Below are 20,646 nucleotides of genomic sequence, written 5' to 3'. Positions count from 1 at the left end.
TCAAGGACGGCGATTCCGGTTGCTCACCGGGCGAGCCCGGATCGCCGGACCGTGGATCAGGCGTGCGTCCCGGGCGTGGCGGACGCTTTGTTAGCGCTAACACTTCGGATGCACGCGCCTGGCCGTGCGTCCCGGTACGCCCGTCTCCGGCCAGGCGGTTCGGTTCCCGGTCTGGAGGAGGATCATGTCTGCCCTCGATAGGTCTCCGTCCATCACCTCGCCGCCACGGCGACGCGGGTGGCGGCGGTTCGCCGCCGCCGGCCTGATGACGGTGGTGGTCGCCGGCGCGGCCGCAGCGGTGGTGTCGACCCCGGCCGCCGCGGCCACGGTCGATACCAGCGCGTGGTACGTGCTGGTCAACCGCAACAGTGGCAAGGCGCTGGACGTGTACAACCTGGCCACGAACGACGGCGCGCGGATCGTGCAGTGGGCGCGGAACAACGGCAACCAGCAGCAGTGGCAGTTCGTCGACTCCGGCGGCGGCTACTACCGGTTGAAGTCGCGGCTGTCCGGCAAGGTGCTGGACGTATACAACTGGTCGACCGCCAACGGCGCCAGCATCGTGCAGTGGGCCGACACCAACGGGGCGAACCAGCAGTTCCGGCTGGCCGACTCCGACGTTGGCTACGTCCGGCTGATCAACCGGAACAGCAACCGGGTGGTGGAGGTGCAGGGCGCCTCGACCGCCGACGGCGGGAACATCGTGCAGTACGACGACTGGAACGGCAGTAACCAGCAGTGGCAACTCGTCCGTGTCGACGGCGGGGGCAACCCGACCACGCCACCGACGACGCCACCGCCGACCGGCACGTGTGACCTGCCGTCGACCTACCGTTGGTCGTCGACGGGTGCGTTGGCGCAGCCGAGGTCGGGGTGGGTGTCGTTGAAGGACTTCACCCACGCCCCGTACAACGGTCAGCAGTTGGTCTACGCGACGACGCACGACACGGGTACGACGTGGGGGTCGATGAACTTCGGCCTGTTCTCGAACTGGAACCAGATGGGTTCGGCCAGCCAGAACCAGATGCCGTTCGCCGCTGTCGCGCCGTCGCTGTTCTACTTCGCCCCGCGCAACGTCTGGGTGCTCGCGTACCAGTGGGGTGGGCCGGCCTTCTCGTACCGGACCTCGACCAACCCGACCAACGTGAACAGTTGGTCGGCGCACCAGACGCTCTTCACCGGCAGTATCTCCAACTCGGGTACCGGGCCGATCGACCAGGCGTTGATCGGTGACGACCAGAACATGTACCTGTTCTTCGCCGGGGACAACGGTCGGATCTACCGGGCCAGCATGCCCATCGGGAACTTCCCGGGCAGTTTCGGCTCCAACTACACGACGATCATGACCGACTCGACAAACAACCTGTTCGAGGGTGTTCAGGTCTACAAGCTCCAGGGCCAGAACCGGTACCTCATGCTGGTCGAGGCGATCGGCGCGAACGGGCGCTACTTCCGTTCGTTCACGGCCACCAGCCTGGGCGGTTCGTGGACGCCGCAGGCCGCGTCCGAGAGCAACCCCTTCGCCGGCAAGGCCAACAGCGGCGCGACCTGGACCAACGACATCAGCCACGGCGAACTGATCCGCAGCAACGCCGACCAGACCATGACCGTCGACCCGTGCAACCTGCAGCTGCTCTACCAGGGACGGTCCCCCAACTCCGGCGGTGACTACGGGCTGCTGCCGTACCGGCCAGGGCTGTTGACGCTGCAGCGCTGATGGTGTGACGGAGTCCGGCACGGGGGCAACCGGAGCGGCGGGCTCGGCGCAGGCCGAGCCCGCCAGCCCGGGCTCGGCCCGGCTCAGTCCGGGGCGGTCCGGGGCGGGCCGAGGGCCTGACCGCTGAGGGCGATGCCACCGAAATAACCGCCGATGACCAGGCCGACTGCCAGGTAGAACGGCACCACGCCCCGGGGGTCGTCAGGGTCGACGGGTACGGCGTCGGTCACGGTGAGCGGCACCTGGGTGCGTTCTGCCGCGATCGTCAGGGTGCGCGTGATCAACTCACCGGCCAGCGGTGCGGCGGCGCTGGCGGTGGTCAGGGTCAGGCCGGGCGTTCTCGTCTGGCCGGCCAGCACCGCGTAGACGTCACGTCGGTCCAGGGCCCGGTCGGCGTCGGCGTGGCTGTGGTACTCGACTGCCTTGAGCTCCCGGCCCTGGGTCCGTACGGCGGCCAACAGGCCCGCTGCGACCTGCTCGCCGCGCACCACGCCGACCGGCACGTCCTTCGGCCTGGGGTGGTGCAGGGCGCCGACATAGGCGGCGACGAACCCGGTCCCGATGACCAGCGCGACGAGCAGCGGGCCGACGGCACTGGTGATCGCGCGGCGCAGGGGCATCGGTGCGGGCGGCTCGCGGTGCGGGCGGACGGTCTCCTCCACACGCTCCCGCTGGCCGTCGGGCCGCTCCGGCTCCGGATCGGCTCTGTGCATATGGTCATGCTATGGAGCTAATTATCCAATCAGCTGATTAATGCGAATCATCCGACTTCGCATCGCGTCGCGGATGCGTGGGGAGGGTCGACTCGGCGCGCTGGCGGGACCCGTGCTCACCGGGTGGTACGCGTGCGCCGTGCGGCGACGTAGCGCCGGATCTTCTCGGCGGTTCCGCAGTCGTCCATGCTGCACCAGCGGCGGCTACGGTTCTTGCTCTCGTCGACGAAGACGAAGCGGCAGCCGCCGCATCCCTTGATCCGGTCCAGGGTGCCGGTGGTGAGGAGTTGGACCGCCGCGTGCACCACCGGGCGTAGCGGTCGGACCAGCGTCCGGTCGTCGTGCCAGGTCCAGGCGTACGGGGTTCCCGGGTCGAGTTCTGCGTGCGCGAGCGCGTCCGCTTCGTCGTCCCGTAGTCGGGCCAGTGCGGAGGTGCTCGGGTTCCCGTCGGCGGCCAGTGCCCGGAAGATCTCGTCGAGGAGGTCGCGGGTGCGCAGCGACCGCGCGAAGACGGCCTGGGCGGCGTCGGGATCCTCGCCGGCCAGTCGGTCCAGCGTCGCTGCGGCTGTGGTGTCGAGGACGCCCGCGTACCGGCCCCAGGCGACCAACTCGGGGTAGCCGGTGAGCGTGTCGTCGTCCGGTGGGCCGTCAGGCGGTCCGCTGCGGGTGTTGACGAAGTCCAGGGCGGGGTTGCCGCCCACCAGGCGCATCCGTCTGACGTCCCCGACTGTTTCCATCAAAACTCACTTTACCAGTTGCCCCGGATCGGAGGGCGTCACTACGATGTTGCCATCGTAAGCGATTTAGGGGGTAACTATGGCAGGGTCGGGTCCGCGCTGGCGGGCGGTGGGGGCACTGATCGGCCTGTCCGCCGGGACGTTCCTCTACACCACCGCCGAGGCGCTGCCGATCGGGTTGCTGCTGCCGATGGCCGGCGACCTGGCGGTGCCACCGTCTCAGGTGGGCATGCTGGTCACCGTGTACGGCGCGGTGGTCATGGTCGCCTCGGTCCCGTTGACCGCGCTGGTCCGGCGGGTCCCACGTCGATGGCTGCTCTCGGCGCTCCTGGCCGGCTTTGTGGTCAGCAACGCGGTCACGGTCTTCGCGGACACGTTCACACTGATGCTGGTGGCCAGGATGGCGACCGCCGCGACGCACGCGTTGTTCTGGGCGGTGGTCGTGCCGGCCGCCGCCGAACTGTTCCGACCCGGACTGCGCGGGCGGGTGGTCTCGGTCGTGTTCGCCGGGGGCACCGTCGCGCTCACCCTGGGCGTTCCGGCCGGCACCTGGCTGGGTGAGCGGGCCGGTTGGCGGGCGTCGTACCTGGCGGTGGCCGGACTCGGTGCGGTCGTGCTGGTCACGGTGGCGTCGCTGCTGCCCTCGGGACGGCCGGAGGAGGGCCACGCCGCCCGAGGAGCGACCCCCGACGTCCGTCGATTCTGGTTGCTGGTGACGGTGGCCGTGCTGGCGACCGCCGGTGCCATCGCCGCCTACACCTATGTCGCCCTGTTCGTCACCGAGGTGAGCGGGTTCTCCGCCTCGTCGATCGGGGCCATCCTGTTGGCGCGCGGCATCGCCAGCGTGCTCGGCATCCTGGTCATCGGCGCAGCGGTGGACCGCAACCCGTGGCTCGCCCTGACCGCGACCGTGGCGGTGCAGTCGGCGGCGCTCCTCGGGCTCTACACGTTCGGTCAGACACCGGCGGTCGCCGTGGGCCTGATAGCGCTCGCCGGGCTGGCGTTCGCCGCCTTCACCGCCACGCTCGGCGGTCTTGTGCTGCAGGTGGCACCCGGGCGCTCCGACCTCGCCGCCGCCACGGTCTCCGCGGCGGTCAACGTCGGCATCACCGGTGGCGCCTTTGTCGGTGGCCTCGCGCTGCCGAGGCACGGCGTGGCCAGCACGGTGCTGATCGGCGCGCTGATCGGCGCCGTCGCCCTGGCGCTGGCTCTCGGTGAACGACTCGTCCGACCCGCCGCCCCTCACCGGGCCGGGTCCGACGCTGCCGACGTCGACGCCGGCATCAGCGTCGACGCCGGCATCAGCGTCGACGCCGGCATCAGCGTCGGCGTCGGACCTGCCGGTGGAGACGCCGGCGTCGGACCTGCCGGTGGCGGTCGGCCCGGGGCGTCGGTCGAGGAGCGGGGGCCCGGCCGGCGGCGGACAGTGCGGCCACCGGCCGTCGGACCACGTTCTGTCGGGACGGACGCCCGCAGCCCGGTCAGCCGGTGACGGCGGGGAAGCGGTGGATGTTCTGCTCCACCCACACCCGCAGCCGGGTCAGGGGTTCGCAGGCGTCCCGGCCGAGCGGGGTGAGGGCGTACTCGACGTGCAACGGGACCGCCGGATAGACGGTGCGTTCGACCAGACCGTGCTGCTCCAGGCGGCGTAGCGTCTGGGTGAGGACCTTCGGACTGATCCCCTCCAGCCGGTCCCGGATGGCGCCGAACCGGCGCGGACCCTCCTCCAACGCGCCGAGGGCGAGCGCGCTCCACTTGTTGGCGAGCAGGTCGAGCATGTCCCGGCAGGGGCAGGCGGCGGCGTACACGTCGCGGGGTCCGCAGGTCTCGGGCATGTCCACCACCGTACTACCCGTTGGGAACTACTGTCCCTTGACGGTAACCACCAATCGGGGCATACCGTGCGGGTATGACCGAACTGATGCCGGCGGTCGGCTACCGCCGCAGCCTTCCTGTGAACGATCCGGAGAGTCTCGTCGACACCGAGCTCCCGGTGCCCGTACCCGGCCCGCACGACCTGCTGGTCCGGGTCGAGGCGGTGTCGGTGAACCCGGTCGACACCAAGGTCCGGGCCAACGTCGCCCCGGCGGGCGACGAGATCAAGGTGCTCGGCTACGACGCCGCCGGTGTGGTGGTGGCGGTCGGGTCCGAGGTCACCCGGTTCCGGGTCGGCGACGAGGTCTACTACGCCGGCTCGATCGGCCGACCGGGCAGCAACTCCCGCTTCCACGCCGTCGACGAGCACGTGGTGGGGCACAAGCCGACGAGCCTCAGCTTCGCCGAGGCGGCGGCGATCCCGCTGACCGCGATCACCGCCTGGGAGGCGCTGTTCGACTCGTTCGCCCTGACCAGACAGAGCACCGGCACCCTGCTGGTGCTCGGCGGGGCCGGCGGCGTCGGATCGATGGCGATCCAGCTCGCCCGTACCCTCACCGACCTGACCGTGGTCGCCACCGCGTCCCGGCCCGAGTCCCGGCAGTGGGCCACCGACCTCGGCGCGCACCACGTGGCCGACCACCGGGACCTGGTCGAGTCGGTCCGCGCCGTCGCCCCGGCCGGGGTGGACTACCTGATCAGCCCGTTCACCGCCGGCAACATCGAGCGGTACGCCGAGATCGTCCGTCCCCGGGGCCACATCGTCGCCCTCGACGAGCCGGCGGGCCTGGAACTGCTACCGCTCAAGGCCAAGAGCATCGGCTGGCACTGGGAGTTCATGTTCACCCGACCGCTGTTCCTGCCCACCGACCCGACCCAGCACGACCTGCTGGAGCAGGTGGCGCGACTGGTCGACGAGGGGCGGATCCGGACCACGCTGACCACACAGCTCGGCCCGATCGACGCGGCGAACCTGCGTCACGCGCACGAACTGCTGGAAAGCTCCACGACGATCGGCAAGGTGGTCCTCGCCGGCTTCTGACCGCCGGCGCCGGGCGTCACCCGCCGAATCCCCCGGACGAGTGTCGTCGGGCAACCGTGGTGGTCGATGCGACGTACCATCCGGGTGTCCGACGAACCTCCGCCCGGCCGAAGGAAGACCGTGGACTCGTCCCTCGTGATCCTTGTCGGCGGCACCGCCCTCTTCGCCGGCGCCGTCGCCTACCTGGGTCTGCTGCGTGACCTCGGCCGGCGGCGGGCGGGGTGGGCCGCCGCCGGTGCGACGGCGGCCGTCGCGGTGCTCTTCGCGCTCATGATCTATCTCGCCCACCTGGCGCTGCCCGCCGTGCTGGGCGTTGTCGCCCTGTCCAGCAGCGCGCTCGCCTACCTGGTCCTGCAGCGTGACCTCGGCCGACGGCGGGCGGTGCTGGCCGCCGTCGGCGCGGCGGCCGTGGTCACCGCCAGTTTCCTGCTGGTGCTCTACCTCGCGGTCATCGCCTTCATCGGAGCCGTCGGCGTCTACCTGGTGGCGCGGACCCGGCTCCGGACCGCCCCGGCACTCGCCTTCATGGGCAGCACCCTCGGTGGCCTGCTCGCCGCCTCCGTCCTCGTCTTCTGGGCGAGTCTCACCTACATGATGTGAGCCCCACGCCGAAAGGCCGGGTGGGGGCACCGCGCGGCGATGCCCCCACCCGACGCCTCAACCGGCGCGTACCTCGCGTGCGGCGGCGACCAGGTGTCGCAGTGACGCCTCGACCTCGGGATAACCACGGGTCTTGAGGCCGCAGTCCGGGTTCACCCACAGTCGCTGCGCGGGCACGGCGGCGACCGCCCGGCGTAGGGCGTCGACCACCTCGTCGGGCGACGGCACCCGCGGTGAGTGAATGTCCCAGACGCCCGGACCCACGCCCCGGGAGTAGCCGACCGCCGCCAGGTCGTCGAGCACCTCCATCTTCGACCGGGACGCCTCGATGCTGGTGACGTCCGCGTCCAGGGCGTCGATGGCGGTGATGACCTCCCCGAACTCGCTGTAGCAGAGGTGGGTGTGGATCTGCGTGTCGTCGGCGACACCGCTGGTGGCCAGCCGGAACGCGCCGACCGCCCAGTCCAGGTACGCCTTCTGGTCCGCAGCCCGCAGCGGCAGCGTCTCCCGCAGCGCGGGCTCGTCGACCTGGATCACCCCGATTCCGGCGGCCTCGAGGTCGTGACACTCGTCGCGCAGGGCGAGGGCGACCTGGTCGGCGGTGTCGGCGAGCGGCTGGTCGGTACGGACGAACGACCAGGCCAGGATGGTGACCGGGCCGGTGAGCATGCCCTTGACCGGCTGCTCGGTCAACGACTGGGCGTACCGGGACCACTCGACCGTCATCGGAGCCCGGCGGGCCACGTCGGCGTGGATGATCGGCGGGCGGACGCAGCGCGAGCCGTACGACTGCACCCAACCGTGCTCGGTGGCGGCGAACCCGGCCAGTTGCTCGCCGAAGTACTGGACCATGTCGTTGCGTTCCGGCTCGCCGTGTACCAGCACGTCCAGGCCCAGCCGTTCCTGCAGCCGGATCACCTGTTCGACCTCGGTACGCATCCGCTGGCGGTAACCGGCCTCGTCGAGCCGGCCGGCCCGGAACTCGGCGCGGGCCCGACGCAACTCGTCGGTCTGCGGAAACGAGCCGATGGTGGTGGTCGGCAGCGGCGGCAGCGCGAGCCGGGCCTGCTGGGCGGCAGCCCGCTCCGGGTACGGGCCACGTCGCCGGTCCGCCGGGGTCAGGGTGGCCAGCCGCGACCGTACCGTGTTGTCGCGCCATTCGGCCGGAACGGCCGGCAGCGGCTCGGGCAGCAGGGTGGTGCCGTCGCGCAGCGCGCGGCTGAGCAGCACCACCTCGTCGACCTTCTGCCGGGCGAAGGCGAGTCGCCGGCGCAGGTCGGGGTCGAGTGCCGTCTCGGTGGCGAGGTCCACCGGCACGTGCAGCAGCGAGCACGAGGTGGCGACGGCGACGTGGTCGGCGAGTCCGGTGACGACAGCGCCGGCGGTGATCGCGGCCCGCAGGTCGGTACGCCAGATGTTGCGGCCGTCGACGAGTCCGGCGACGATCGTCCGGCCGCGCAGCGGGCCGGCACCGGCGAGCCTGGTCAGGTTGCCGGGGCCGCCGGCGACCAGGTCCAGGCCGATCGCCTCGACCGGCGTGTCGAGCAGGGCGGGCAACGCGTCGCCGAGTTCGCCGAAGTAGCTGGCGACGAAGATCTTCGGTCGGTGTGGCGCGGCGCAGAGTCGGGTGTAGGCGTCGCGCAGCGCGCTGATCTCGGCCGGGCTGCGGTCGGCGACGTAGCCGGGCTCGTCGAGCTGCACCCACTCGACGCCGGCCCCGGCCAGCACCCGCAGGATCTCGGCGTACGTCCCGACCAGGTCGTCGAGCCGGTCGAACGGGTCACCGTCCGGGGCGGTGGGCTTGGCGAGCAGCAGGAACGTGGCCGGCCCGACCAGTACGGGCCGGGTTCGTATTCCCAGCTCCCGGGCTTCGGCGTACTCGGCCAGCGCCTTTGCCGGGTTCGCCGCGAAGACGGTCTCCGGGCCGATCTCCGGCACGAGGTAGTGGTAGTTCGTGTCGAACCACTTGGTCAGCTCCAGCGCCGGCTCGGCCGCCACCCCACGAGCCATCGCGAAGTACGTGTCCAGCTCGCCCAGTCCGAGCCGGGCGAACCGGTCCGGCACCGCGCCGACCGCCACCGCGGTGTCGAGCACGTGGTCGTAGTAGGAGAACGTGTTGGACGGGATCGAGTCGAGGCGCGCGTCACGCAGCGTCTGCCAGACCTCGGCACGCAGCCCGGCCGCGGTGCGCTCCAGCGCGGCGGCGTCGATCCGGCCCGCCCAGTACGCCTCGACGGCTCTCTTGAGTTCGCGGTTCCCGCCGATGCGCGGGTAGCCGAGCACGGTGCTCTGTCCGAATCCGGTGGTCACAAAGGATTCCCTCCCTCGAAGTGCCCGACGGTCGCTCGGCACGGGCACGGGGGAAGGGCACGCCAGGCGCGCTTCCGCCCTGGCCCTCCCGAGAGGCCGTCGGCGGCGCACACCCTCGGTGTACGCGGTGCGGGCAGGTCTTCGGACTCGTGGGCGCGACCGGCGTACCGGTCTCCTACTGGCCGTCGCTTCCCAGACCCCGTACGGGGTCCAGTGCTCGATGACGGCGGTCGTTCCCACTCACCGCTGCGGGGCAGTCCCGGACTCGCACCGGGTTCCCTCTTACGACGCCCCGACTCGGAAGACGGGGCGAACCAGCACTGTCGAGCATCGTACGTCGTCGCCGTACCGGAGTCGGTGAACCGCACCGAGGTCGGTGAACCGCACCGAGGTCGGTGAACCGCACCGAGGTCGGTGAACCGCGCCGAAGACAACGGTCATCCGGCGGAACCGTTGTCCCGTGAGGGAGGGTTCCGCCGGATGACCGTGGTCCACCGCTGGTGGGTGGGGTGCCGGTTGTCGTCGGCACCCCACCGCACGCGTCAGGTCAGCCGGACGCGCAGGTCGCCGTTGGTGTGGTGTTGTTGCCGTTCTTGTAGAGCGTGATGCCGAAGTTGTTGCCGTTGCCGTTCGGGCGTGCGGTGAGCGTGCCGCTGGTGCCGCTGATCGACGCGTTCCAGCTGTTCTGCAGGCTCTGGCCGCCGTTGGTGCGGATGGTGACGACCCAGTTGTTGGTGCCGCTGACCGAGAAGGTCGTGTTGAACCGGTCGCTCCAGTCCTCGGCGCGGCTCACGCTGACCGAGCAGCTACCGCCACCGTTGCCGGGCGGCGTGGTGGTCGGGTTCGGGTTGGGGTTGCCGCCGCCGCTGCCCTCGCGGACGGTGATGTCGGAGCTTCCCTGGCTCTGGTAGCCCTCGGTCGCCATGACCTGGTAGGCCCAGCTGCTGCCGAGGTTCAGGCCGGCGCGGGCCCAGGCGTCGAAGTGGTTGGCGAGGGTGATGGTGCCACTGCTCCGCTTCGACTGGCGGACGCTCCAGAACTGGTAGAACGTGGCGGTGCCGTCGATCGACGGCTGGTTGACCCGCTGGCTGCGCAGGATGTTGTAGGTGCCGCCGTCGGTGGTCACCGTGCCGAACTGCTGGGCGCCGCTGCTCGGGTTGTAGTTGCCGAAGTTCTCGACGACGTAGTACTCGATGAGCGGGTTCCGCGTCCATCCGTACAGGGCGAGGTAGGTGTTGTTGTTACCCGGGTTGTAGGTGCCCGAGTAGCTGACCGTCCGGCGGCTACCGGTGGCCCAGCCCTTGCCGCCGACCCAGTTGTTGGTGCTCCTGCTCCACGAGCTGGAGTACCGGCCGTTCTCGCGCAGCACCATGCAGGCGTCGCCGCTGTCTTTCCAGAACGAGAAGTAGAACCCGTTGTGGTTGCCGGTGGTGTTCGAGCAGACCTGCCGGTCGGCCTCGGCCTGGGCGGGGCTGCTCACGAGCGTGGTCATGCCGGCGGTGACCAGCGCGATGGCGCAGGCACTGCCGATGAGCATCCTGAGGCGTCCGCGTCTGCGTCCGCTGGACTGGACGGGGGGTGCGTTCATGTACTGCCTTCCTCCTCGTGACGGCTGGCCGGGGCCAGCAGCGCGGGCGACCCGCCGAGGGGCTGCCGGTGGCCGGGGCGACCGCCGGATGTCGGCGTCGTACCGCGCGGTGGTGGTGGGGCCGGTCGCCCTGCTCGACGACCGGAGGAGTAGGTCGCGGTGGGTGGTATCGGCGGTGATTGAGAGCCGTCGATGGCGACAGTATTGGCTTCGCCTCGTTGCCTTGTCAACAACTATCGGAAACGTTGTGGAAACCCGGCCCTGGCCTCGGAATTTGTCCTGAGTGGCAGCTGACCTGGTCAGCAGTCGTGCGGAGCCGGGTCGGACCCGGGGTCGGAGCGCCGAGACTCCGGGGGACGGATCCGGGGTGGTGCCGCCGAAAGTTCCGGAGATCTTCCGGAGCGTGGTTGCCCGGGTGCTGTCGCCGGGGACCGCACCCGTCCGGTCCGGGGCACTCCTCCCGTCGTACCGCATCGCAGGTGCCGGCGGCAACGCCGGCAGACGGGTCCGGCCCCGACACCGGGGGTGTCGGGGCCGGAAAATCTGCCGTGCGGCCGGGACGGGGCTACCAGGTCGCCCGGTCGAGCCAGGACCGGATGCGCCCGGCGGTCTCCCGCCACCGGGGCTCGAGGATCATGCTGTGCCCGCGGTCGTTGAGGGCCAGGTAGTCGGCGCCGAAGTAGCTGGCGCCGCCAGGGCGCCCATGCTGTGCGCGACCAGCACCGGTGGTTGTCCGGCCTGTCCGGCCACGATCTCCAGTTCCTCGGTGACGGCCGCGATGGACCGGGCCAGGAACTGCTCCTCCGGCAGCTTCCGCGACCCGTTGTGGTTGAACCAGCTGAACGCGAGACAGGTCCGGCCGGTGGCGGCGAAGTACGGCAGCCAGTTGTCCCAGAGCCAGGTGCCGTGGCTGCCGCCGTGGATGAAGACGATCGGCGGCGCCGTCGGCTCGCTGTCGGGCCGGGCCCGTTCGATGTGGACCCCGTCCACGTTCAGTTCGTCACGAGTGAACACAAGACACCTCTGGTTGAGCGCTGGGACGGCGCCACCGCCAGCCTCGCGATCCGGGCGGGACCGGGCCGAACGGTGGCGCCTCATGTGCGGCGGGGCCGGCCGGGCGGCCGCTCGTCGCGCGTACCGGTTCAACCGGTACGCACTGACGATAGTGTTGCCCCGCCGGTGCGGGTGCAGCGGCCGGACCTGCGGGCGGAGCGGCGACTACCAGGCGCGGGCGGCCCGGAGGATGACGTCCCGGACCCGGGTCGCCGCCGGATCGGGTACGGAGTTGGCACGTTCGACAATGAAGCCGGTGTTGATCGGCGGCTCCTCGGGTTCGAGGAGCGGGACCAGGGCCCCGGTGCGCAGTTCCTCGACACAGAGGTACCGCGGCAGGACCGTGACCCCGGCACCCGCCACGGTGGCGGCCAGTACGCCGCGCAGGTCCGGGACCACCAGCGCGGGCGGGCTGGTCAGCCGGTTGCGAAACACGTGTCGCCAGTAGCGGCGGAGGATCGGCAGATCCTCGGCGTAGGCGATCAGTGGTACGTCGTCCAGCGGCGCCGGATCGTCGGCGGCCAGCGGGCCGATCCGGGCAGCCCAGGTCGGGGCGGCCACCAGCACGAACTCCTCGTCCATCAGTGGAGTGGCGACGACCGAGCGCCCACGCGGACGGATCGCGGACAGGACGAGGTCGAGCCGACGGGCGCGGAGACCGTCGAGCAGGTCGTCGGCGAGCCCGGCGCTGACCCGTATCCGTACGCCCCGGGCGACCAGCGGAGCGAGGACCGGCAGCACTCGGACGGCCAGCAGCTCGGCCGGGCCACCCAGGTGCACGGGCTCGGCCGGTGCCGTGGTGGTCCGGTCCGCCACCAGGGCGAGCTGGTCCATCGGCGCCGAGATCCGGGCGGCCAGGTCGTGTGCGACGGCGGTGGGGGCCACGCCGCGCGGCAGCCGTTCGAACAGCTGGTGGTCGAGCTGCTGCTCGAGCGAGCGGATCTGACCGGTCACCGTCGGCTGGGCCAGCCCGAGCCTGCGGGCCGCCTCGGTCAACGAACCGGCCCGGTAGACCGCCAGGAAGGTCCGCAACTGGGTCAGATCGAGCGGCCGGCGGCTTGCCGAGCCATCGGAATTCCTTGGGTCCACGCCAGTAATCCTATTGGTTTGCCGAGGGGGCGCCGGCCTACCGTCGGGACCGTCAGACCGGCGTACGCGTACCTGCGCCGCTGGTCAGGAACCCTCCGGCCACCCCGGCCGGAACCGACCGACGGAGTACACGACATGGCCAAGATCCTGTTTGTGATGACCGGCGCCGACCACTGGACGCTGGCCGACGGGCATCGGCATCCCACCGGCTTCTGGGGCGAGGAGTTCGCCGCCCCGTACCGGGCCCTCACCGACGCCGGATACGAGGTGGTGGTCGCCACCCCGGGCGGTGTCGTCCCCACCGTCGACCAGGCCAGCCTGACCCCCGACCGCAACGGCGGTCAGCAGGGCGCCGACGCGGTCGTCGCACTGCTCGACGAGACGGAGGCGCTGCACCGGCCGATCAACCTGGCCGACGTCGACCCCGCCGACTACGTGGCGGTCTTCTACCCCGGCGGCCACGGTCCGATGGAGGACCTGTCCGGCGACGCCGACTCGGCCCGGGTGATCACCGAGACCCTGACTTCCGGCCGGCCGTTGGCGCTGGTCTGTCACGGGGTGGCGGCGCTGCTGGCGACCGGGACGCCGGACGGCGGGTCGCCGCTGCGCGGCTACCGGGTGACCGGTTTCACCCGGATCGAGGAGACCCAGGCAGGTCTCGCCGACCGGGCCAGGTGGGTGCTCCAGGACCGCCTCGTCGCGCTCGGTGTGCAGTTCAGCGAGGGCGCCGCCTGGGCGCCGTACGTGGTCGTCGACCGCAACCTGATCACGGGGCAGAACCCCGCCTCGTCGGCCCGACTGGCCGCCACCCTGCTGGAGCGGCTCGGTAGGGCCGACTGACCCCGGGGCCACCCGGCTCCTTCCGTGGCCGGCGGTCGCGCCTTCTCGCGTGGCCGGCGGTCGCGTCGAGCCCGTCGAACATCGCGAAGGTCCGAACTCTCATGGCAACCGAATTGGAAACCACGCGCCGGACCCGGGTACCCGGCCTGGTCGAACCGCCGCACCGACGGGTACCGCGGTGGACCACTGGCCCGGGCACGTTTGTCATCGAGGTCGTCTCGGCGGTGGCCCGGCAGATCGGCGGCTCCCGGGTCGGGATCCGGCTGTCGCCCGGACTCAACATCCAGGACGCCCCGGAGCCCGACCCGGTGGACCTGCACGCGACGTACGGCGCCCTCGCCGACGGGCTCGCACCACTGCGTCTCGGCTATCTCAGCGTCGTGCACCCCCGGCCCGCCGCCGCGATCGTCCAACAGTTACGGGCGCGGGCCGGCGTACCACTCGTCGCGAACACGGGATTCTCGACGACGAGCACCAGGGACCGGGCGGCGGCACTCGTCGCGGAGGGTGTGGCTGACGCGGTCGCGGTCGGCCGTCCGGCGATCGCCAATCCCGACCTCGTGCGGCGCTGGCGCGACGACCTGCCGGAGACCGAACCGGACACGGCGACCTTCTACACCGGCGGCGCCAGCGGTTACACGGACTATCCGACCCACCGACAGCAGTCGCTCAGCCGAGCCAGACCACGATCCCGGTCAGGTCGTTGAGTACGGCCGCGACGCCCGCCCTGATCGCGTCGGCGCAGCGCTCGGCGGTGAACGAGGCGGGGTCGTAGGTCGAGGACATGCCGAGGCCCTCACCCCGGAACGACGCGCCGGACCAGTCGACCGCCGTGACATTGTGGGTCGGCTCGGCCAGTTCCGCCCCGACCACGAGGAACTGCTGCGCCAGGTGGCTCGCGGTGACCAGCGCGAGGGGGTCGACCAGGTTGTTGCCCGCGCTGACGATCAGGTCCGGCCGCATGTCGATGGCCTGGGTGATGCTGGGCACCAGGTCCTGGTCATCCTTGGCGACCACCGTCCGGAGGTCGACCTCCTCGTCCTCGGCCCAGTCGCCGACCGCCGCCACGACGGCCTTTGTCGGGGCGTCGTCGCCTGTGGTCAGCAGCACCACCCGGTAGTGCTTCGACGGGTGGACCCCGTTCCAGGAGCCGGGTTGGGGCGTGACCGTCGCCTCCGGGGTCGGTCTGGTGGTGGGGTGGACGAATCCCGGGCCGAGCGTGCCGACGGCGCTGGGCTTGGCATGCGGCCGGGACCAGTCGTCACCGGAGCCGCAGCCGGTGATCAGCACGGCGGTCGCCGCCAGTACGGCGACGGCCCGAAGCGGGGGGCGCAAGTGGTCGTCCTCTCGGGTGGTGCGGAAAGCATGCGTGGCTCTCCGTATTCCTATCCCAGTTCGGAGTGCACTCCATACGCCGGGTGCCGTCCCGGACCTTTGTTCTCCAGCGGTTCGCCGACGGTCGGGTTGCTGTTCACCCGGGACGTGCAACGTGCACTGGCTGAATCGAAGGAGCCGCAATGTTACCGCGCGTTCGTCGTGCCGTTATCGGCATCATCGTCGGAATCGCCGCCGCAGTGGTCGCTTTTCTGGGCGCCGCTCCGGCCTATGCCCACGGCTTCACGTCGACCGTTTACGTCGATGTGACCGGAGGCGACGAGGATCACATTCGTACGAAGCTGGAACTCGAATACGACCTCTTTGTCGTCTCGGCCGCCGACTACGAGGACGACGACCCGCTCTTCCGGGCCGGCACCGCCGCGTTCGACGCCGACGACGCCGTCGCGGCGGCTGCGGCGCTGAACACCCACGCGGAGACGGCTGTCCGGTACGTCACCGAGCGCTTCTCGGTCGCCTCGGCCGGCACCGTGTGTACGCCGACTCGGGTCGGTGACTTCACGATCGGCCAACGGGACGGCGTCCCCTACACCGACCTGCTGCTCGACTGGGCCTGTCCGGCCGGAGGTGACTCGCACGAGGTGCGCAGCGGGCTGTTCCCCGACGCCGAGGGCTACGTCAAGGGCACCAAGACCATCGTCACCTACCAGCTCGACGGCCACTCCGGCAGCGCCGCGATCGACGCCGAGCATCCGTCCTTCTCCACCGCCCAGGCGTGGTACGAGCGGTTCTGGGAGTTCTTCCGACTGGGCGGCGAGCATCTGCTGACCGGGATCGACCACATCCTGTTCCTGCTGGCGCTGATCGTCGGCTCCCGGCGGCTGCGGGAGATCGTGCTGGCCGCCACCAGCTTCACCCTCGCCCACTCGGTGACCTTCATGCTTGCCGCGCTCGGGCTGGTCGACGTACCCGGTGCGGTGGTGGAGCCGATCATCGCGTTCTCCATCGCGGTGGTCGCCGGCTGGCACCTGTGGCGGGTCTGGCGGCGCGGCGACCACGCCGCCGACCTGGAGCCGGTTGGGGGTGGCCACCTCAGCCTGGACCGGGCCGGCTGGATCCGGCTCGGAGTGGTGTTCTGCTTCGGTCTGGTGCACGGCCTGGGCTTCGCGGGCGCGCTCGGGATCAACGAGGCGTGGTCCTGGACCCTGCTTTGGTCCCTTCTGGTGTTCAACATCGGCATCGAGACCGTTCAGTTGGCGATCATCGCGATTGTCTTCCCGTTGTTGTTCGTATTGCGCCGCCGTTCGCCGAAACTCGGCACCTGGGCCACCGGCGTTGTTTCCGCAGGGGTGTCCGTTATGGGGCTGGTCTGGTTCGTGCAACGCCTGGTCGGCGCCTGAGAACGCCGCAGGAATTGCGTGAAGTGCAACCGGCCGCAAGATCGCGTTCATGGCGGGTTCATCATGCGGCGAAAGGTTGAGAACGCTTCTCCGCAAAATGGGAAAGCTTTTCCATATCTCTTTATCGGAAGAGGGAACAAAGTCGATGGCATTGAGTGACTCAATGCGGACCCCCGGGCTCACGCGGCGCCGCATCGCCGTCGGAGCCAGTGCGGGATTTCTGGGCCTGTCCCTGGCCCTCGGCAGTGGTCTGTCGGCCACCGCCTTCGCCGCCGAGCCCGCCACGTTCACCGGCATCGTCCTCGGCGTGGGCGCCGACGAGACCCAGCGCATCGTGACCTGGTACACCTCGGCCGACATCGCGCAGAAGGTCCAGCTCGCCCCGACCTCCTCGATCGTGGACGGCGAGTTCCCGGCAGACGCGATCACCTTCGACGCCGTCGGTGCGGCGAACACCTCCACCACCGGCTTCAACCGGCACGCCACCCTCACCAACCTGCGGGAGAACACGGCGTACTCCTACCGGGTCGGTGGCGAGGGCAACTGGTCCACGGCGTACTCGTTCAAGACCCACGACTTCGAGGGCGACTACGACTTCCTGTTCTTCGGCGACCCGCAGATCGGCTCGTCCGGCGACATCGCGAAGGACCAGGCCGGCTGGGCGGAGACCCTGCGCTACGCCACCACCGCGAACCCGGACATCGAGCTGCTGGTCTCCGGTGGTGACCACGTCGAGTCCGCGAACAACGAGGCCCAGTGGGACGCGTTCCTCGCCCCCGACCAGCTGCGGCAGTACCCGGTTGCGGCGACCATCGGTAACCACGACGTCGGCGGCAAGTCCTGGGAGCAGCACCACTTCACCCCGAACACGGACCGGTCGAGCCAGTACTACAACGGCGACTCGGCGACCCGGTCCGGCGGTGACTTCTGGTACATCTACAAGGACACGCTGTTCATCGACCTGAACAGCAACAGCTACGTCAACCCGACCGACGGCTCGCTGGGTGGCGACAAGGCGCACGTCGCGTACGTCACCGACGTCGTGAAGAAGCACGGCGCCGAGGCGAAGTGGACGGTGCTGGTCTACCACCACGCGATCTACTCGGCGGCCAGCCACTCCACCGACGGGGACAACAAGCAGCGGCGGAAGGACTTCACCACCGCCTTCTCCGACCTCGGCGTCGACCTGGTACTGCAGGGCCACGACCACGTCTACACCCGCAGCTACTCGATCAAGAACGGCCAGAAGGAGAACCCGGACGAGCAGCCGGGCGCCGACGAGGTCTTCCCCGGCCCGGGTGGCGTCATCTACGTGACGGCGAACTCGGCCTCCGGTTCGAAGTACTACGACATCAAGAAGCCGGACAACTCCGGTACCGGTGTCGAGGGCCTCGGCCCGGACCCGCTGAACCCGGACAACTACTGGTTCAACTCCGCGCAGAACCAGGAGCACGTCCGCAGCTACGTCAAGGTGGGCGTCAAGTCCGACAAGCTGGTCGTCGAGAACATCCGCAGTGGCACCTGCGCGGCGCCGAACGCCGCCGTCGAGAAGGGCCTCTCCTGCGTCAACACCCCCGACGGTCAGCCGGTCGGCTCGATCGTCGACAAGGTGACGGTGCACCCGTACCACGGCGACGGCCAGGACATCCAGGTCAACGTGCCGAACGCCGCGCCCGGTGAGTTCGGCTGGACGATCGACGGCTACAACGGCCTGGTCGACCTCGGCACCGCCAGCGAGCACAACGGCGAGTTCTTCGAGGCCACCGGCAAGATCAACCCGATCCTGGTGACCGACAGCCGCCGCTCGCTCGCCCCGTGGTCGATCTCGGCCAGCGTCGGCGACTTCACCGACGGAGCCAAGACCCTCTCCAGCACCTACCTCGGTTGGACGCCGTACCTGCTGGACGGCGGGGCCGGTGCCGAGGCCGGTGCGCCGGTCCTCTCGGCCTACGACGACCAGGGCAAGGGCCTCTCGGTCGCGAGCGCGCTCGCCGCGGCCGCCCAGGGCCACGCCAAGGGCGGCGCCAAGCTCGGTGCCGACCTGGACCTGAAGTTCCCGACCGAGATCGAGAAGGGTAGCTACCGCGCCACCCTGACGATCACCGCGCTGAGCAGCTGAGCAGCCGAGCGGCTGACGCGGATCTGTGCCACCCGGTGGGGCAGGTGCCTTCGGGCGCCTGCCCCACCACCGCTCCGACCCTCCCCAAGATCACGCAAGGAACCGAGATGCACGCGCCCACCACGCGCTGGAAGACCCGGATCGCCACGGTGCTCCGTACCACCACCCTGTCCCTGCTCACCGCCGCCACGGCGGTCGGCGTCGGGATCGGGCCCGCCCACGCGGAGGACGGCGACGTCGGCTGGGCGGTCCGTACGGCCTCCAACAGCTACGGCGCGTCCCGGTCCAGCTACAGCTACTCCGTCAACCCCGGCGGCACCGTCGAGGACGCGATGGTCGTCGTCAACCGCGGCCCCGTGCCGCTGAACCTCACCGTGTACGCCGCCGACGGCTTCACCACCGACGCGGGCCAGCTCGACCTGGTCACCAAGGACCAGAAGTCGGTCGCGGTCGGCGCCTGGGTGCACGCCGACCAGGGCAGCGTCACGGTCCAGCCCGGCAAGACCGCCCAGGTCCCCTTCACCGTCACGGTCCCGACCAACGCCACCCCCGGCGACCACGTCGGCGGCATCCTCACCTCGTTGACCCAACCCGACCAGGCCGCGGGCATCAACGTGGACCGCCGCCTCGGGATCCGGATCAAGCTGCGGGTCGGTGGCGAGCTGACCCCGCGCCTCACCGTCGAGGACCTGCACGTGGCGTACGCCGGCACCGGCAACCCGTTCGGCAGGGGCGACGCCACCGTCCGGTACACGATCCACAACACCGGCAACACCACCCTGTCGAGTCAGCAGGCCGTGTCGGTCTCCGGCCCGTTCGGCTGGCTGCGGACCGGCGCCGGCGAGGTCCCCGCCGCGCCCGAACTGCTGCCGGGGGAGAGCTGGCAGGTGAGCGTGCCGGTGCACGGGGTGAACCCGGCGGTCCGGCTGGCCGCGACCGCGACCCTGACGCCCCTGCTCACCGACGCGTCGGGGTCGATCACCCCGCTCCCGGAGGTCCGGGCCACCACCCACGGCTGGGCCGTCTCCTGGACGTTGCTGCTGCTGGTCGTCGTACTGATCGCGGTTGTCGTCGGGGTGATCCTCCTGCGGCGTCGCAACCGGGTGCGCCGGGCGCGGCGCGAGGACGCCCGGGTGGAGGAGGCCGTCAAGCAGGCGCTCCGGGCCAAGGAGACGCGAACCAGCTGACCGTCCGTCCGTCCGTCCGTCCGCCCGGTCGGGACGGCGGCGGAACTGGCGGAACCGGTTGCGGGTCAGGACCGGTTCCGGGCCGGTTGCCGCTGCCAGGGCGCCGGGTACGGAACCCGTCGCCACCACCACCGGTCACGTTCGACGGGTACGGGGTGCGCCGCACCCAGCTCCGTCGACAGGGCGGCGCCCCCGTCGTCCCCGGTGCGGGTGACGAACCGTCGGTCGAGGTCGGCGAGGGCCGCCGCGAACGGTGCCCGGACCGGCTCCGGCAACTCCCGGTCGGCCCGGGCCAGCTCGTCCCGGAGTTCGAGGTCCTCCCGGTAGTGCTCCGCCGGATACCAGCCGTCCGGTGGCCAGCCGTCGGTCATCCGGGCGACCAGGCCCTCCCAGGCGCCGAGCCGGTTCCAGACCCGCCACGTCACCTCCGCCACCGCCGGTACGTCGACGCCGTCCACCTCCGCCGGTAGCCAGGGCCGCAGCTGCGTCCGGAGCCGGTCGGTGACCGGGGTGGGCATCCGGTGGTCCCGGATCACCTCGGGTATCGCCGCGAAGGGCAGGTCCGGAAGTTCCGCCACCGGATGTTCGACCGCGTCGATCCGGTACACCGGTTCATCCTGGTCACCGTCCCCGTTCTCCCAGCCGTCGTCGTAGAGCCGGGCCCGGATGTGCCGGCCGTCCGGACCGACCAACCAGTACGCGCTCGGCCGCAGCTCCTGTCCCGGATAGAGCACCACCGTGCGGAGTTGCTGGGCCAGCCATGCCGCGACCGCTGCCTCGCTGTGCGTGGTGACCCGCTCGGCGAGGTAGATCTCCAGCTGCCAGTCCGGTTCACCGGCGACCGGCCAGACGGTGCAGAGGACCGCCGCCGACCAGTCCCGGTCCACAACGCCCTCGTCGGCGATGCTGACCTCGTCAATGGGCCGGGACACCAACTCCGCCAACGCCGCGCGGAGCCGGTCCCGGTACAGCGGTCCGAAGATCAGCAGGTAGTACGGCATGCCTGGCACATCCTGTCCATGAGGTCCGTCGCCTGCACGC

The 20,646-nt window shown here is 70.6% G+C and carries 18 protein-coding genes and 1 riboswitch; of the genes, 9 read left to right on the top strand and 9 right to left on the bottom strand.

Features of this window, described 5'->3' with window-relative positions; all coding sequences use genetic code 11:
* Positions 1-184 precede the first annotated feature (184 nt).
* The gene (locus ABGB21_RS32560; RefSeq protein ID WP_347654564.1) at positions 185-1,717 is read left to right on the top strand and encodes a non-reducing end alpha-L-arabinofuranosidase family hydrolase; all 1,533 of its coding nucleotides are present in this window, start codon (positions 185-187) and stop codon (positions 1,715-1,717) included.
* An 83-nt stretch (positions 1,718-1,800) separates the two neighbouring features.
* Here ABGB21_RS32560 and ABGB21_RS32555 read toward each other — a convergent pair whose 3' ends face one another.
* Complete coding sequence (locus ABGB21_RS32555) at positions 1,801-2,430, bottom strand: hypothetical protein (RefSeq protein WP_347681095.1); 630 nt, start codon at positions 2,428-2,430, stop codon at positions 1,801-1,803.
* Between the two features lie 116 nt (positions 2,431-2,546).
* A complete protein-coding gene (locus tag ABGB21_RS32550) occupies positions 2,547-3,167 on the bottom strand; it encodes an ABATE domain-containing protein (RefSeq protein ID WP_347681093.1) in 621 nt (206 codons plus the stop codon).
* Between the two features lie 79 nt (positions 3,168-3,246).
* Here ABGB21_RS32550 and ABGB21_RS32545 point away from each other — a divergent pair, with 79 nt between their 5' ends.
* Positions 3,247-4,659, top strand: a complete 1,413-nt coding sequence (locus ABGB21_RS32545) for an MFS transporter (protein ID WP_347681091.1) — start codon at positions 3,247-3,249, stop codon at positions 4,657-4,659.
* On the opposite strand, the gene ABGB21_RS32540 is transcribed toward ABGB21_RS32545, so the two are convergent.
* Positions 4,649-5,002: a helix-turn-helix domain-containing protein gene (locus tag ABGB21_RS32540; RefSeq protein ID WP_347654568.1), complete on the bottom strand. Its 354-nt coding sequence runs from the start codon at positions 5,000-5,002 to the stop codon at positions 4,649-4,651. The genes ABGB21_RS32545 and ABGB21_RS32540 overlap by 11 nt on opposite strands.
* 74 nt (positions 5,003-5,076) lie before the next feature.
* Between ABGB21_RS32540 and ABGB21_RS32535 the strand changes: the two genes are divergently transcribed.
* Together ABGB21_RS32535 and ABGB21_RS32530 are read left to right on the top strand one after the other, a co-directional pair.
* Entirely contained in the window at positions 5,077-6,084 is a 1,008-nt protein-coding gene (locus tag ABGB21_RS32535; protein ID WP_347654569.1) for a zinc-binding alcohol dehydrogenase family protein, read from the top strand.
* A gap of 120 nt (positions 6,085-6,204) precedes the next feature.
* Positions 6,205-6,684, top strand: a complete 480-nt coding sequence (locus ABGB21_RS32530) for a hypothetical protein (protein ID WP_347681089.1) — start codon at positions 6,205-6,207, stop codon at positions 6,682-6,684.
* Positions 6,685-6,741: 57 nt separating this feature from the next.
* Here the strand turns inward: ABGB21_RS32530 and metE are convergent, their stop codons facing one another.
* From metE to ABGB21_RS32510, 4 genes are all read right to left on the bottom strand, one after another.
* A complete protein-coding gene (gene metE / locus ABGB21_RS32525; RefSeq protein ID WP_347654571.1) occupies positions 6,742-8,994 on the bottom strand; it encodes a 5-methyltetrahydropteroyltriglutamate--homocysteine S-methyltransferase in 2,253 nt (750 codons plus the stop codon).
* Between the two features lie 114 nt (positions 8,995-9,108).
* A riboswitch (cobalamin riboswitch) is annotated at positions 9,109-9,328 on the bottom strand.
* Between the two features lie 213 nt (positions 9,329-9,541).
* Positions 9,542-10,582, bottom strand: a complete 1,041-nt coding sequence (locus ABGB21_RS32520) for a glycoside hydrolase family 11 protein (protein WP_347654572.1) — start codon at positions 10,580-10,582, stop codon at positions 9,542-9,544.
* A gap of 633 nt (positions 10,583-11,215) precedes the next feature.
* Complete coding sequence (locus ABGB21_RS32515; RefSeq protein ID WP_347654573.1) at positions 11,216-11,596, bottom strand: alpha/beta fold hydrolase; 381 nt, start codon at positions 11,594-11,596, stop codon at positions 11,216-11,218.
* Between the two features lie 204 nt (positions 11,597-11,800).
* Entirely contained in the window at positions 11,801-12,724 is a 924-nt protein-coding gene (locus tag ABGB21_RS32510; RefSeq protein ID WP_347681087.1) for a LysR family transcriptional regulator, read from the bottom strand.
* Between the two features lie 135 nt (positions 12,725-12,859).
* Here ABGB21_RS32510 and ABGB21_RS32505 point away from each other — a divergent pair, with 135 nt between their 5' ends.
* Positions 12,860-13,564, top strand: a complete 705-nt coding sequence (locus ABGB21_RS32505) for a type 1 glutamine amidotransferase domain-containing protein (protein ID WP_347681085.1) — start codon at positions 12,860-12,862, stop codon at positions 13,562-13,564.
* Positions 13,565-13,665: 101 nt separating this feature from the next.
* Positions 13,666-14,271 (top strand): hypothetical protein, encoded by a 606-nt coding sequence (locus tag ABGB21_RS32500; RefSeq protein WP_347681083.1) that lies wholly within the window; start codon positions 13,666-13,668, stop codon positions 14,269-14,271.
* Here ABGB21_RS32500 and ABGB21_RS32495 read toward each other — a convergent pair.
* Positions 14,234-14,899 (bottom strand): hypothetical protein, encoded by a 666-nt coding sequence (locus ABGB21_RS32495; RefSeq protein ID WP_347681081.1) that lies wholly within the window; start codon positions 14,897-14,899, stop codon positions 14,234-14,236. The two genes, ABGB21_RS32500 and ABGB21_RS32495, sit on opposite strands and share 38 nt — an antisense overlap.
* 182 nt (positions 14,900-15,081) lie before the next feature.
* Between ABGB21_RS32495 and ABGB21_RS32490 the strand changes: the two genes are divergently transcribed.
* The 3 genes from ABGB21_RS32490 to ABGB21_RS32480 all read left to right on the top strand — a co-directional run bounded on the left by ABGB21_RS32490 (position 15,082) and on the right by ABGB21_RS32480 (position 19,605).
* Positions 15,082-16,299 carry a HupE/UreJ family protein gene (locus ABGB21_RS32490; RefSeq protein ID WP_347681079.1) on the top strand — a complete coding sequence of 406 codons (1,218 nt, stop codon included), beginning with the start codon at positions 15,082-15,084 and terminating at the stop codon, positions 16,297-16,299.
* A gap of 163 nt (positions 16,300-16,462) precedes the next feature.
* Positions 16,463-18,418, top strand: a complete 1,956-nt coding sequence (locus tag ABGB21_RS32485; protein ID WP_347681077.1) for a metallophosphoesterase family protein — start codon at positions 16,463-16,465, stop codon at positions 18,416-18,418.
* A 107-nt stretch (positions 18,419-18,525) separates the two neighbouring features.
* The gene (locus ABGB21_RS32480; RefSeq protein WP_347654580.1) at positions 18,526-19,605 is read left to right on the top strand and encodes a DUF916 domain-containing protein; all 1,080 of its coding nucleotides are present in this window, start codon (positions 18,526-18,528) and stop codon (positions 19,603-19,605) included.
* Between the two features lie 65 nt (positions 19,606-19,670).
* On the opposite strand, the gene ABGB21_RS32475 is transcribed toward ABGB21_RS32480, so the two are convergent.
* Positions 19,671-20,606 (bottom strand): hypothetical protein, encoded by a 936-nt coding sequence (locus ABGB21_RS32475; protein WP_347681075.1) that lies wholly within the window; start codon positions 20,604-20,606, stop codon positions 19,671-19,673.
* Positions 20,607-20,646 lie beyond the last annotated feature (40 nt).

This window comes from Plantactinospora sp. B24E8, from assembly GCF_039871735.1.
Classification (GTDB): Bacteria; Actinomycetota; Actinomycetes; order Mycobacteriales; family Micromonosporaceae; genus Plantactinospora.
The sequence above is the reverse complement of the archived record's forward strand: the minus strand, read 5'-3'. Positions and strand labels throughout refer to the sequence as shown.